Source organism: Ignavibacteriales bacterium, assembly GCA_016709155.1.
In the GTDB taxonomy this organism is placed as follows: Bacteria; Bacteroidota; Ignavibacteria; order Ignavibacteriales; family Ignavibacteriaceae; genus JADJEI01.
Window position 1 is genome coordinate 1 of record JADJEI010000003.1, and the last position, 14,076, is coordinate 14,076.

The following is a 14,076-nucleotide window of genomic DNA, read 5'->3' on the forward strand; positions in this document are numbered from 1 at the left end:
AGGAATTTCGCTACCTTAGGACGTTATAGTTACGGCCGCCGTTTACTGGGGCTTCGATTCAATGCTTCTCTTGCGATAACATCTCCTCTTTAACGCTTCCAGCACCGAGGCAGGTGTCAGTCCCTATACATCGTCTTGATTGACTTCGCAGAGACATGTGTTTTTATTCCATTGTCGCTTGGAGGCATTTACTGTGGCCTTATTCAGCTTTGCTTGTACAGCATTACTTACTAAAGGCACCCCTTATCCCAGTTACGGGGTCAATTTGCCGAGTTCCTTAACCACGGCTCACTCGAGCACCTTTAGAATATTCATCCTATCTACCTGTGTCGGTTTGCGGTAACGATCTGATATGCAACTCTTGTACGAAGATTTTCTCGGCAGTATGCTTACGACCATTCTGTGTCCTAGGGACTCCCATTTTGCGTCTCGGTCTTAAGAAGATACGGATTTGCCCGCATCTTCAACCCACGCGCTTAGACCACCTAATCCAACAGGCGGCTGGTCTTCACTTCTGCGTCACTCCTTACAATTCTTAGTCGCTACACACCAGGTACAGGAATATTAACCTGGTTTTCCATCACCTACGCCTCTTCAGCCTCGGCTTAGGGATCGACTAACCCTGGAGATGATTAACATTGCTCAGAAACCTTAGATTTTCGGTGTGCCGATTTTTCATCGGCATTATCGTTACTTATGCCAACATTTGCTTTTCTATTCGCTCCAGCATGGCTCGCACCACACCTTCAATGCAAATAGAATGTTCCTCTACCCCCCGCAAAGCGGGGCCATAACTTCGGCAAGTAGTTTAAGTCCCGTACATTGTCGACGCCGAGTCGCTAGACTAGTGAGCTATTACGCACTCTTTGAATGTATGGCTGCTTCTAAGCCAACATCCTAGTTGTCTAAGCAACTCAACATCCTTTCTCTGTTAACTACTATTTAGGGCTTAGTTGATGATCTGGGTTGTTTCCTTTTGGCAATGAAGCTTATCCCCCACTGCCTGACTCCGAGAAACATAAACGGAATTCGAGTTTGTCTGGGTTTGGTACCGTTGTGACGGCCCTAGCCCAATCAGTGCTCTACCTCCGCTACACTATAACTCGAGGCTAGCCCTAAAGCTATTTCCGAGGAATACGAGCTATTTCCGAGTTTGGTTGGCCTTTCACCCCTACTCCCTACCTCATCCAAGCGGTTTTCAACCCACATTAGTTCGGACCTCCACCCCGTTTTACCGGGGCTTCATCCTGGACAAGGGTAGATCACACGGTTTCGCGTCTACCGCACGTTACTTAGTCGCCCGATTAGGACTTGCTTTCGCTTCAGCTCCGTTTTTAAAAACTTAACCTGGCAACGTACGAGTAACTCGTTGGCTCATTATCCAGAAGGCACGCTGTCATCCCGATAAATCGGGACTCCAACTGCTTGTAAGCATACGGTTTCAGGTACTATTTCACTCTCCGGCTAGGAGTGCTTTCACCTTTCCCTCACGGTACTTATTCGCTATCGGTTACGAGAGAGTATTTAGTCTTAGGAGATGGTTCTCCCGGATTCCCACAAAATTCCACCTCTACTTCGTAGGCACTTGGGAACACTTTTCAAAGAGTTGTACTATTTTTGCTTACAGGACTATCACCTTCATGGTTAAACTTTCCAAAATATTCAGCTAATAATACAATTTGTAACTCTCCGGCCTATTAGTAATTCAGCCTAAAAATGCTCCGCGACACCGCTAACACAACGGTTACTTCCTTTACATGTTAGACGGTTTAGACCCATTCCTTTTCGCTCGCCACTACTAGGAAATCGCTATTGCTTTATTTTCCACCAGGTACTTAGATGTTTCAGTTCCCTGGGCTGTCTTCACACAACCTATGAATTCAGTTGCGGATGTCCCGACATTACTCGAGACGGGTTATCCCATTCGAGAGATCCACGGGTCTTAGGCTATTTCCGCCTGTCCGTGGCATATCGCAGGTAGTCGCGTCCTTCATAGACTTCTCGTACCAAGGCATCCACCGTATGCCCTTAGTAACTTAATCAAAATTTTTATACACAGATAAATTTGTGCTTTTGTTATTAGACTCAGTAAAACATTTGGATAATCCATTTGTTTTTACTCTACCATACTTTCAAAGAACATTGTTCAAATAAAAAGAACAAAACTTGTTGTGGAGCTAATCGGGATCGAACCGATAACCTCGCCTTGCAAGGGCGGCGCTCTCCAATTGAGCTATAGCCCCAAAATTAAATGATTTTGGGGATTGACCATATTAGAGCAGTTTCACCCGAAGTGGGCCTGAGTAGAGTTGAACTACTGACCTCACGCTTATCAGGCGTGCGCTCCAACCATCTGAGCTACAGGCCCAGGTTCTAAAGAGAACTAAAAGCCATAATAGGCTCGGGAAACAAAGAAGAGTGAGTGTGTTGCAGTCAGAAAACAGTTCTGATTACTCTTAGAAAGGAGGTGATCCAGCCGCACCTTCCGGTACGGCTACCTTGTTACGACTTGCCTAGTCACCGGTTTTACCTTAAACAGTTCCCCTTGCGGTTAGGATACTGGCTTTGGGTACTCCCGGCCCATGGCTTGACGGGCGGTGTGTACAAGGCCCGGGAACGTATTCACCGCGGCGTGCTGATCCGCGATTACTAGCAATTCCAACTTTATGGAGTCGAGTTGCAGACTCCAATCCGAACTGGGGATGCCTTTAGTGGATTGGCTCCACCTTGCGGTTTCGCTACCCATTGTAACATCCATTGTAGCACGTGTGTAGCCCTAGGCGTGGGCCATACGGACTTGACGTCATCCCCACTTCCTCACTACTTGCGTGGCAGTCCTATTAGGAGTGCTCAGCATTACCTGATGGCAACCAATAGTAAGGGTTGCGCCCGTTGCGGGACTTAACCCAACACCTCACGGCACGAGCTGACGACAGCTATAGCAGCACCTTTACAAGTGCCATTGCTGGAGGGGTACTTTCATACCCTGTCACTTGCGTTTCAAGCCTAGGTAAGGTTCTTTCGCGTTGCATCGAATTAAACCACATGCTCCACTGCTTGCGCGGGCCCCGTCAATTCCTTTGAGTTTCAACCTTGCGATCGTACTCCCAGGTGGAATACTTAATGCGTTAGCTGCGGCACTGATCCCAATGGACTAACACCTAGTATTCATAGTTTCAGCGTGGATTACCAGGGTATCTAATCCTGTTTGCTACCCACGCTTTCGCGCCTGAGCGTCAGTATCGGACCAAGAGACGCCTTCCATACTGGTGTTCTTCCAGATATCTACGTATTTCACCACTACACCTGGAATTCCGTCTCTCTCTTCCGAACTCAAGATTAACAGTATCAAAGGCAGTTCTACAGTTGAGCTGTAGGATTTCACCTCTGACTTATTAACCCGCCTGCGCGCCCTTTACACCCAGTGAATCCGGACAACGCTTGCCCCCTACGTATTACCGCGGCTGCTGGCACGTAGTTAGCGGGCTTTCTCTGAGGGTACAGTCAAATTCAGATCCTTACGAAGCTGGAATATTTCGTCCCCCTAACAGGAGTTTACAACCTTACGGCATTCATCCTCCACGCGGCGTTGCTGGGTCACCTTGCGGGCATTGCCCAATATTCCTCCTGCTGCCTCCCGTAGGAGTCCAGACCGTGTCTCAGTTCCAGTGTGGCTGATCATCCTCTCAGACCAGCTACTGATCGTAGCCTTGGTAAGCCGTTACCTCACCAACAAGCTAATCAGACGCAAGCTCATCTATAGGCGTTACATTGCTGCAACTTTAACAACATCATCATGCGATGCCGCTGCATCATACAGTATTAGCCCCGATTTCTCGGAGTTATTCTATACCTAAAGGTAGATTGCTTACGTGTTACGCACCCGTGCGCCACTTTACTAAAGATATTGCTATCTTATTCTCGTAGACTTGATGTGTTAAGCACGCCGCCAGCGTTCGTCCTGAGCCAGGATCAAAACTCTCCGTTGTAGAGTTTAATTTTATGTAATCTTGGCTTTTGTTCGCTTATTGAAACCGTTTAACTGACTGGTTAAACGCACTCACTCTTTCAAAGAACATTTAATAAAAATTGGGTTACAAATGTAGGATATTACTCACTGAAAGTCAATAAGTAATTAAATTTTATCATACATTAATGCTTCAAATTTTTAAGAACTATTATAAAATAGACTTACAAAAATAGACTTTTGAATATTAAAGTCAAGTAGTTTTAAAATAAATCTTTCGATGAAGTTGTTTTCATTTTATAAATCGAGTTTTATATCCTAAAAGTTGTTAACGTAAAATTTATGTTTTTGATTTAATTTAACACTTAACCCTTACATCCACAGCAAAGATTTTATTATCTGAGGTAATAAGTAAAGGATTCAAGTCCACTTCTGTTATTTCCGTGATTGACCATCATTTGAGCAAGATTTTTATCGCAGATTTTATTGCATCCATATCGGCTGGTTCTTCTCCTCGCACACCTTGAATTATTTTACCAATCTGTGTTGAGTTAATCATTTCATAAATGTCATTATCGGTTAAATAGGCAGAGCGCATTACTGTATCATCAATGTATTCAACATATTTACCGCCAGAGCCGAACATTATCATTGGACCGAAGCTTAAATCTCGAAATGCTCCGATTAATAGTTCAAACTTTGTTATCAAAAAGGTTGAATGAGAAATAAATTAATCGGGATATTTTTTGAATGAAAATTCATTATCATTTTTTCCGCTGTTTTTATTAATTCTGACTTCGTCTTAATGTTTAATTCAACACCATTCAATTCAGTTTTATGGATTATTTTATCACCAATTGCTTTTATCACTATAGGGAAGTTAAAATCTTTATTCTTCAGGTCCTCAAAACTTAATATTTCATTGTTGATTAATGGCAGCTTATAATACTCACACAATTCTGCTATCTCGCTATTGGATAAAAGCCTTCCCAGCTTTTTATTTAACTTAAAATTTTTTGTTCGAGCATCTTTTTTAATTCTACCATTATTTAATTTTTTATTTTGAAACTTTAACAAATTATTAATAACAACCGCCGGATCTTCGGGTCTCTTAAATAAAGGTCGCTTTGATTTTGATTCGGTTCGGTACTCCTGCCAAAATTCTGGTAACGGCATTACAACCTGAAAAATTGGTTTTTCAGATTTAATGTCATTGATCTCTTCAATAACTGAAAGGGCTTTAACCATTATTGGTTCAACAAAAACTGAAATTACCGTATCCACATTTTTATCCCTATAAGAATTTCGTTTACAGCTTTAAACTGTTCAGCGCTACCGCCTGGGAGTAAATCAACAGGATTATTTACACTCCCTTCACGATGAACGATATCCCTTAGCTTTCTTTTTGTTTCTGGGGATAGTTCCGCAAGTGCAAGATTGTTTTTTTCAAGTGTATCAACTGTTAGAATTGCTGGTCCCCCGGCATTCGTAACTACTGCAACACGATTTCCTCTCGGTGCTGGAAAATCTTCAAATCCTTTAGCACTGTTAAACATATCATTTAAATCATCCGCGCGAATAATTCCAAACTGAGTTAAGATTGCATCAACCACCTTGTCACTGCTGCCAAGAGCGCCTGTGTGTGATGAGGCGGCTTTATTCCACTCAAGTTCTCCCCCCTTAAGAACAATAACCGGTTTTATAATTTTATCTTCAATAAAATATTTAATGAACTTCTCGCCATCAACAAAACTTTCTAAGTAATAAGTTATCACACTTACATCTTTACAGTTCTGCCAGTATTCTAAAAGATCATTTTCATTTATATCAGCTTTGTTACCAACGCTTATAAATTGTCCAAATCGAATATCAGTTTCGCGCAATGAATTTAGTACTGCGGCGCCAATGGCTCCACTTTGCGAACAAAAAGCCATAGTCCCTTTTTGTGGTTCTTCAGCAACAAATGTTGCATTCATTTTAATTGATGGAAGCGCATTAATAATTCCCATACAATTTGGACCAACCATTCTTGCTTTGGATTCTCGTATAAATTTTAGAATTCTCTTCTCGGCTTCGCACCAGCCTCCCCTGTTTCTTTAAATCCAGCCGTAATAAGAATGATTGCCTCAATTTTTTTTCTGATTAGTTCTTTTAGTGTTTCTTCAACAAATTGTTTTGGCACCATTACAATTGCAAGATCAATTCGATAGTTTATATCTCTTATCGTTGGATAACATCTGTAGCCAAGAATTTCCTCTGTTTTAGGATTTACAAGCGCAAGATCACCCGTATATCCATATTGTTTGACTGATTTTGTTAATTCGTAACCAAGGCTTTTAGGTTTTGAAGATGCACCCACGATGCAAATTGATTTAGGTTAGAAAAAAGAATCGAACAAACTGGACATACATTTTCCCTTTATTTTTTATAAACAAACTTAATAGAAACAATTAAATCAATTATAATTAACCACTAAAAAATATTTTTAACCTTTCCTACAGAATTATTTTTTACTCATAGTAACTATTTTAATATTTCGTTAGTCTTAATTAAAAACAAAGAATCGTCAACAATTATGAATTTTTTTTCAGTCTTACTGGTTTTCATTTTCATCTATTCATTTTCAAAAGCACAAATTGTTACTCCAAATTTAGACAAAGCAGTAAACCTTCACACAGTTGATGAAGATATATTAATTGATGGGGTGATTGATCCAATTTGGGGTCAAGCCGATTCGGCAATCAACTTTTTTCAGTTGCAGCCATACTTCAACCAAACTCCTTCGGTTAAAACTGTAGCCAAGGTTCTAACGACAAATGATGCACTATATTGTTTGATGATTTGTTTCGAAGAGTTGGGAAAAATTCAACAAACAACAGGTATGCTTGACCAATTCAGCGGAGATATTGTATCTATAATGCTCGACACATTTGGAGATAATAAAACCGCATATAAATTTGCTGTTACTGCTTCAGGTGGACGAGCAGATTCCCGGCTGCTCGATGATGCAAGAAATCGCGACTATAGCTGGGATGGTATCTGGTTCGCCGAATCAAAAATTTATGATTGGGGCTATGTTGTTGAAATTCAAATTCCTTACAAATCTATACAGTATGATGAAACTTTAACTGAATGGGGTATAGATTTCGACCGCTGGTTCGGTTACAATTCTGAAGATATATACTGGTGTGAGTACGAACAGAATGAAGGTCAAAGAATTTCCAAGTTTGGAACTCTGCTTCTAAACGATTTTAAACCTCAGGTAAAAGGATTAAATCTTGAAATTTATCCTGTTGCAATTGGGAAGCTAAATTATATTGGAAATGAAAATACGATTTCGATCCTGATATAGGGCTTGATGTACTTTATAATCCATCACAAAAATTAAAATTTTTATTAACTGTCAATCCTGATTTTGCACAGATTGAAGCTGATCCGTTTACATTTAATATTTCCCGGTATGAAACTTTTTTAGCGAGCGCCGACCTTTTTTTTACCGAAGGCAGTGAAGTTTTCAATGCATCCGGAAGACAAAATAACACCGGTTTCTACCGCCCCTCGAACTTTTTATTCGAGACGAATAGGCAAAAAAACTTCCGGGGGAAAGAGGTGCCTTTAACCTTTGGCACAAAAGCGTTTGGACGGTTTGGTGATTGGGAGTACGGCGGGTTTGTTTCAATGACAGGCGAAACGGATTATTCAATTGAAGGACAAAACATTACCGAACCAAAGTCAATATTTGGTTCGGCAAGAATCAAAAAACAAATTTTTCAAAACTCAACAATTGGAGTTTTATTTGTTGGGAAAAAGAATCAAGATAATATCTATGGAGTTATTGATATTGACGGCGCATTCAGAGAATCGACCTGGCAGCTTGCCTATCAACGCCCGATCCATTAAAAATGATCAAGGGTGATTTTGCCGGCTCTGCGGGATTTACAATGTTTGGTGAAAATTGGTTGAACCTTGCTCGTATTCGGTACGTTGGAAATAACTTTGATATTAATGAAGTCGGTTTTGTGCCCTGGCAAGGACGACTGAATTCGCTGGCATCTCAGGTCCATCGTGGTATTTTGATGATGGTTACATTAGACAAATACTTCTTTATGGCGGTATCGCAGGAAACTACGAAAAAATAGACGCATACACTGATTTGCAGGCTGTTATAGGATTCAATATGCAGCTTCGAGACAACTGGGGATATGAAATAACTTTCGGGAAAGGTAAAACTAAAGATGCTGGAAAAACTTTTTCATCTTACGATTTAAATATTAGCAGCTGGTATAATATTTCACCTGTGTGGAATGGGAATCTGTGGGGGGGATATTCAAAAACCTATAACTTCTCACGTGATTATCTCGCCTTCTATGCTTTCACCGGAGCTTCGATAGCCTGGGACGCTTTAAATGTTTTGAACCTCGGTTCGGATATTAATGTTTATGTTGAAGGCAATCCAGAAGGGTTGGTGGAAGATGTTACTTACAATATGCGCCCTTATGCAGCTCTAACCCCATTTAACAATTTTAGTTTGAGGATTTATGTTGATAACGTTTATGTAAGATCAACAGATAAATTAGAAAGTATAATTTTCGGTTTGTTATTCTCTTATAATTTTTCACCTAAAAGTTGGATTTATTTTGCATTTAATGAATTTAGAGATCGAAGCCTCCAATTCGACATTCAGGGAAATTCTCTTCCCTTAAAATTGCATGTAACAGATAGAGCAGCAGTAATTAAAATAAAATACCTTTATTACTTTTAATTTTTTCTCATTTACCTCAACACATAAAATTCCTTAGAATCATTTTTCTATTCTAAGGAATTTCTATTTTAAAGAGTAAATTTTTAATTACTAAGAAGTCTTCTTTTATAATGAATATCAATATGAGTAACAAAAATAATTCAGACGAAAAGAACTTACCACCTTGGTTAAAATGGGCTAGAGAAATTCAGACACTTTCTCAAACAGGGCTTGCATTTGCACAAACGAAATATGAAACGGAGCGATACAATCGTTTAACAGAAATAGCCGCTGAAATTATTTCGCTCCATTGCGAAGCTGAATCTACCGAATTAGCAAAAATATTTCTATCACATCCGGGTTATGCAACTCCTAAAATTGATGTTCGTGCTGCTGTGATTAACCAAAATCGAATACTATTAGTGCAGGAACGAGCGGATAATTGTTGGGCGATGCCCGGCGGCTGGGCTGATGTTGGTGATTTACCTTCCGAAGTTGCAATCAGGGAGACAAAAGAAGAAAGTGGATTTGATGTACAGCCAAAAAAAATAATTGGCGTGTTCGATGCAAATAGATCGGGCAGACCATTGGAATTTTTTCATGCATTCAAAATTATTTTTTTGTGCGAATTGATCGGTGGAGAGGCGACAGACAGCGAGGAAACTCTTGAAGCAAAATTTTTTCCATTCGATAACCTTCCCCCCTTTTCACAAAATCGAACTAATCACAAACACATTGATGAATTATTAAAACATTTATCTAATCCGAACAGAATGACTTTTTTCGACTAACTCTAACCTTGAAAATTATTTTTTTGTGTGTGCCGTCGCAAAATGGTTTGCTTGCGGATCCCCACATCGGCAAAGTGAAACACTGCCTCTTGACTTCACTTTATTTCCACGAGAGTCAAATATGTCAAAATTTCCCTTAATATTTATTGGACCATTTTCTGAAACTACAATTTGAATTGCATCCCCCCGCTTTAATTCGCTTTCTGACTTTAATACCTCTTTGACAGTTAATGCACCTGACGGACATTTATTGACAGTTTCCAAAATTTGATCTGTGCTTGCACCAAAAATATTTATCCACGGTGATTGAGTTGAGTTAAAAACTTTTGGCAGCCCATGAATGCAATTAGCGGAATGCTGGCATTTTGATGCTTGCCACAATATCGTTATTTCTCCATTTGAGTACTCTTTTTTTATATCCATTTGTTTGTTAAAATTTAAGATCGTGCTATTATCTGCTATGTCAGGCATTCATTTTTTAATTTGGAAATATTGTTTTTTTATTGAAAAGAACATTAGCATTTTTTCAGTTATAATCACAGAAATGCATTTTAATTTTACAAATTACATGCTAGAGATTTTTCTTTTCTTTGTAAGCCCTAATTTAATGGCGACTGCGCTAACAGCTTGTGTACTTCGATTAACTTTGCCGGCTAATTCCTGAAGTGGAATTCGTCCGTAATTTTCTCTCATAATTTGAAATTCCTCTTCAGTCCAGGGACGACTTCTGCCCGCACTAACTCCGAGCGGCCCAACTATTGTGATAATTGCATTTATGCTTCGACCTAATTGGCGTGCAATTTCTTTGGTAGGGATTTTTATAATTACGTATTACAAAATCCTGATCCTCTTTTGTCCATGAGTCTGCCTTTATCCCGCAGCTTCAACCCCTGCCTATTTGCTTGATGAGACACCGCACTATGAGTGCCCAAGTTCCGAAGCAATTTCTCCATACGACTTTGTTTGATAGTTCTGCTTCAAATAATCAATTTCTTCCTTAGTCCATTCATGATCATGTCTTGGTCTGTTTATTCCAAGCACTTGCGCCTGTAATAGAACCGCGTATTTAGATCTATTCAATTTTTCCGAAATAGACTCAAGTGCATTTTTTCTATCCGAATATAATTCACGTAAAATATTTTTTTCTTCCTCTGTCCACGATGGTGATTTTACTGCACTCAGGTTTAAAAATTTTGCTCTGTTCATAATTGAAGGAATACTTCGACGAAGAGTATGAGAAATGGATAAATTTTTCCGATCGGCGTAATGCCTTATTAAATAATTGTCCTCCCATTTTTCCCAAGGTCGCACTTTACTAAACCGAATACCAAGTTTTGCCGCCTTTGCCATAACATTATCGGGTTTTCTGCCTAATAATTTTGCCACGGGTTTTGCACCTTTTTTACTATATAATCTTTTAAGGATTTTTATTTCTTCTTCCGACCATTTATTGAGCATTAGTGAGTTCCCTGAAATGTTTGAATGCTATTTATTTGTTTATTGGCTAATTTTTTATGATGAATTTATAGGTTTGAATTCGACTTAGATTTGAAAACGTCTATTTGATTTTGTTTAATTTTTTTTATTCTAATATTCCTAAAACATCTAACTCATTAACGTTTTAGTAGAATAACTTAAGTACTTTGCAAATATAGAATGAATAATCATAAAAAGGAAAGCCTCTTTAATTAACTATTTTACCTATCAATTGCGATCTAAAATTATTTTCTATTTCGTTTTGCAGCGGCATTATATGTTTGTTGTTTTCAAATTATATGAAGAAAAGTATTTGGAGTTGTTAGAAAAAAGACGAACAACATTAAAATTGTAGAGACGCATCGAAATGCATCTTTGCTTAAAAAATTATCCCAACAACTCCCTAACCTGACTTATCACATTACTCAAATCAACAGAAAAGCGTTGTGCTGTATTAACATCGAATATTCTAATTTGATATTTTTTTGCTCTCAGGATTTTTTAGAAAATTCTTTGGAGAAACAACAGAATGTCCAAGTTTTTTCTCTAATTGTTTTCTTGCATCGCCAGCGATTTTTCCTCCGGCTTTTGCATCAGATTTTAATTTTGGAACTCCTTTTGAATCTTCTGTACGATGTATCTCTGTAGTTGATCGTTCACCAAGCATTGTAAAAATAAGTTCAAAGTCATCCATGTGATCACGAAGATTTTCTCTTTTCAATTTCTTTAGTTTTTTATATTGGGCGGGCGTTACTCCAAATGTGGCTTTAGATATTTCTGCTGTTAAAATTTCATAGTCTTTATTTTCTTTTGCTCCACGCTTTTGCCATTCATCAGTTAATTCTTCGCGAATTGCAATGCCGCGCATTCTTTTTTCAATCCAATCTTCAGAGTATCCTTTAAGTTTGTAAAGCATTCTTGTTCTTTTAGATGCTAATTCAGGATTCTCAATTTCCTGAACTCTTTCATATCCAACCTTTGCCAGCCATCTTTTGAATGGCTCAGCTTTAGGGGATGGAATTGATTGGATTATTCGAAAAATTCCTTCTGTATTTGCACAATCTGTTGTCCTCATTTTTCCATCAGATGCTTTTAATTTCAACTGTCGACAAATTGTCGACAGTTCAATTTCATCTTCATCTTTGACTCGTAATTTCATTTTGAACCAATAATCTCTTGGGTTAAGGCTATCAGTTAACGCAAGGATTACATCAACAACAGAAAACCACCATTCGTTATTATAAAAGGTTTTTCTGATTTGCTGATTCTTAAAGATTACAATTTTTGTTTCGTCCATCATTACTCCCAAGTATTATTATCCCAACAACTCCTTAACCTTGTTAATCAATTTGCTTAGCTCAACATCAAAACGCTCGCCGGTTTTTCTGATTTTAACTTCGCATTTATTTTCTTTTAGTTTCTTCTCGCCAACTACAACTTGAATCGGCATTCCGAGTAAATCAGCATCATTAAATTTAAATCCTGCTGTAACATCACGATCATCAAACAACACTTCTATTCCTTGTTCTCTCAAATCTTTGTAAATATTTTCACAAGTATTAACAATTTCAGGCTTCTTCAAATTCAAACCAAGCAAGTGAACTTGAAATGGTGCGAGTAGTTTATTCCAAACAATTCCATTGGCGTCGTGGTTTTGTTCAATATAACAAGCCATTACACGCTCAACACCAATTCCGTAACTTCCCATAATTATCGGGTGTTCTTTTCCGTTTTCATCAAGAAAATTTGCGCCCATTGCTTCAGAATATTTTGTACCGAGTTTAAAAATATGTCCAAGTTCTATAGCAGGAAAAACTTCAAGATGCTTTTCACATCTTGGGCAGCCTTCACCTGATTTTACAGTTCTAAAATCAGCATACTCAACTGTTGAAACATCACGTTTAAAATCAATTCCGCCAATATGATAATCATTTTTATTTGCACCGCTGAACATATTGTTTGCATCTTTCAAACGATTATCTGCAATTATTCTTCCACTTGGCTTGCCATCCCTATGGGAAAATCCAACAGGACCAATTGAACCTGCATCTGCACCGGAAATATCTTTCAATTCTTCCGGATGAGCAGGACGAACATTTCCGCCAAGAGCTTTTTCCAACTTAGTTTCGTTAACTTCATCATTACCAAGCATTAAAATTAAAACTGGTTTATCGTTATGAATATAAATTCTTGATTTTGCACATTGTGTTTCTTCTATTTTTAAGAACTCACAAAGCTCATCAATAGAATGAACGTTCGGTGTTGAAATTTCATAAATAGTTTTACTATCAGCATCTCTTTCAATCGCACTAATTCTTGATTCAGCAACTTCAACATTGGCAGCGTAGCCGCAAGCTTCACAATAAGCAACCGTATCTTCGCCGGCAACAGATTTAACCATAAACTCTTCCGATCCTGTTCCGCCCATCGCGCCACTTGATGCGCCGACTACAAAATATTTCAATCCGCATAGATCAAATATTTTTCTATATGCGCTATCGTGCAGTTCGTAAGATTTATCTAATCCTTCCCAGCTTGTATCAAAACTGTAAGCATCTTTCATTAAAAATTGTCTTCCGCGAATCACTCCACTTCTTGGTCTTGGTTCGTTTCTAAATTTCGTTTGTATCTGATACCAGATTTGCGGCATATCTTTATAAGACTTAAGAACATTGCGTGCGTGAAAAGTCATAATCTCTTCGTGAGTTGGTGCAAGGACATATTCGCGATTTTTCAGATGAAACATTGTATCACCAAATGCTGCAACACGATTTGTTTCTTCCCAAATTTCTGTTGGATTAAGTGCAGGCAAGTGAAATTCCTGGCCGCCGATTGCATTCATTTCTTCTCGGATAATTTCACTTACTTTTCTCATAACTTTATAGCCAAGTGGAAGGAATGAATAAATGCCCGCTGATAACATTCTAACCATTCCAGAACGAAGCATTAAAATATGGCTTATAACAACTGCATCGTTTGGAACTTCTTTTAGGGTGGGGACAAAAGATTTTGATAATCTCATTGAATATTTTTCGTTTTAATTTGTATGATGGAAATTTTGATTGGAAAAATACTGATTTGAAAAGGCTTATCAAAGTTGG

The 14,076-nt window shown here is 38.5% G+C and carries 8 protein-coding genes, 2 tRNA genes, 2 rRNA genes and 2 pseudogenes; 5 read left to right on the forward strand and 9 right to left on the reverse strand.

Features of this window, described 5'->3' with window-relative positions; genetic code table 11:
- The 5 genes and pseudogenes from IPH11_09975 to IPH11_09995 all read right to left on the reverse strand — a co-directional run.
- Positions 1-2,042, reverse strand: a 23S ribosomal RNA gene (locus IPH11_09975); the annotation flags it as partial.
- A 130-nt stretch (positions 2,043-2,172) separates the two neighbouring features.
- Positions 2,173-2,243, reverse strand: a tRNA-Ala gene (locus IPH11_09980).
- A 51-nt stretch (positions 2,244-2,294) separates the two neighbouring features.
- Positions 2,295-2,368: transfer RNA gene (locus IPH11_09985), tRNA-Ile, on the reverse strand.
- A gap of 92 nt (positions 2,369-2,460) precedes the next feature.
- A 16S ribosomal RNA gene (locus IPH11_09990) occupies positions 2,461-3,989 on the reverse strand.
- A gap of 336 nt (positions 3,990-4,325) precedes the next feature.
- A pseudogene (locus IPH11_09995) lies at positions 4,326-6,374 on the reverse strand (acetate--CoA ligase family protein).
- Positions 6,375-6,542: 168 nt separating this feature from the next.
- Here IPH11_09995 and IPH11_10000 point away from each other — a divergent pair.
- The 5 genes from IPH11_10000 to IPH11_10020 all read left to right on the forward strand — a co-directional run bounded on the left by IPH11_10000 (position 6,543) and on the right by IPH11_10020 (position 9,499).
- Positions 6,543-7,319, forward strand: a complete 777-nt coding sequence (locus IPH11_10000; protein MBK6913965.1) for a carbohydrate binding family 9 domain-containing protein — start codon at positions 6,543-6,545, stop codon at positions 7,317-7,319.
- Positions 7,320-7,576: 257 nt separating this feature from the next.
- Entirely contained in the window at positions 7,577-7,867 is a 291-nt protein-coding gene (locus tag IPH11_10005; GenBank protein MBK6913966.1) for a hypothetical protein, read from the forward strand.
- Positions 7,868-7,869: 2 nt separating this feature from the next.
- The gene (locus IPH11_10010) at positions 7,870-8,106 is read left to right on the forward strand and encodes a hypothetical protein (GenBank protein MBK6913967.1); all 237 of its coding nucleotides are present in this window, start codon (positions 7,870-7,872) and stop codon (positions 8,104-8,106) included.
- Between the two features lie 38 nt (positions 8,107-8,144).
- A complete protein-coding gene (locus IPH11_10015; GenBank protein MBK6913968.1) occupies positions 8,145-8,729 on the forward strand; it encodes a hypothetical protein in 585 nt (194 codons plus the stop codon).
- A gap of 122 nt (positions 8,730-8,851) precedes the next feature.
- Positions 8,852-9,499 (forward strand): NUDIX hydrolase, encoded by a 648-nt coding sequence (locus IPH11_10020; GenBank protein MBK6913969.1) that lies wholly within the window; start codon positions 8,852-8,854, stop codon positions 9,497-9,499.
- Here IPH11_10020 and IPH11_10025 read toward each other — a convergent pair.
- The 4 genes and pseudogenes from IPH11_10025 to IPH11_10040 all read right to left on the reverse strand — a co-directional run bounded on the left by IPH11_10025 (position 9,468) and on the right by IPH11_10040 (position 13,997).
- Positions 9,468-9,922, reverse strand: a pseudogene (locus IPH11_10025) ((4Fe-4S)-binding protein). The gene IPH11_10020 and the pseudogene IPH11_10025 sit on opposite strands and share 32 nt — an antisense overlap.
- 495 nt (positions 9,923-10,417) lie before the next feature.
- Positions 10,418-10,957: a hypothetical protein gene (locus IPH11_10030; GenBank protein ID MBK6913970.1), complete on the reverse strand. Its 540-nt coding sequence runs from the start codon at positions 10,955-10,957 to the stop codon at positions 10,418-10,420.
- A 487-nt stretch (positions 10,958-11,444) separates the two neighbouring features.
- Positions 11,445-12,275 (reverse strand): Bro-N domain-containing protein, encoded by an 831-nt coding sequence (locus IPH11_10035; protein MBK6913971.1) that lies wholly within the window; start codon positions 12,273-12,275, stop codon positions 11,445-11,447.
- A 15-nt stretch (positions 12,276-12,290) separates the two neighbouring features.
- Positions 12,291-13,997 (reverse strand): proline--tRNA ligase, encoded by a 1,707-nt coding sequence (locus tag IPH11_10040; protein MBK6913972.1) that lies wholly within the window; start codon positions 13,995-13,997, stop codon positions 12,291-12,293.
- Between the last annotated feature and the right edge of the window lie 79 nt (positions 13,998-14,076).

Excerpts from the sequence above, each read along its gene's own strand:
- IPH11_10015 (MBK6913968.1), top strand. The coding sequence starts at position 8,145 with ATGCAGCTTCGAGACAACTGGGGATATGAAATAACTTTCGGGAAAGGT.
- IPH11_10010 (MBK6913967.1), top strand. The coding sequence starts at position 7,870 with ATGATCAAGGGTGATTTTGCCGGCTCTGCGGGATTTACAATGTTTGGT.
- IPH11_10030 (MBK6913970.1), bottom strand. The coding sequence starts at position 10,957 with ATGCTCAATAAATGGTCGGAAGAAGAAATAAAAATCCTTAAAAGATTA.
- IPH11_10035 (MBK6913971.1), bottom strand. The coding sequence starts at position 12,275 with ATGATGGACGAAACAAAAATTGTAATCTTTAAGAATCAGCAAATCAGA.
- IPH11_10000 (MBK6913965.1), top strand. The coding sequence starts at position 6,543 with ATGAATTTTTTTTCAGTCTTACTGGTTTTCATTTTCATCTATTCATTT.
- IPH11_10040 (MBK6913972.1), bottom strand. The coding sequence starts at position 13,997 with ATGAGATTATCAAAATCTTTTGTCCCCACCCTAAAAGAAGTTCCAAAC.
- IPH11_10020 (MBK6913969.1), top strand. The coding sequence starts at position 8,852 with ATGAGTAACAAAAATAATTCAGACGAAAAGAACTTACCACCTTGGTTA.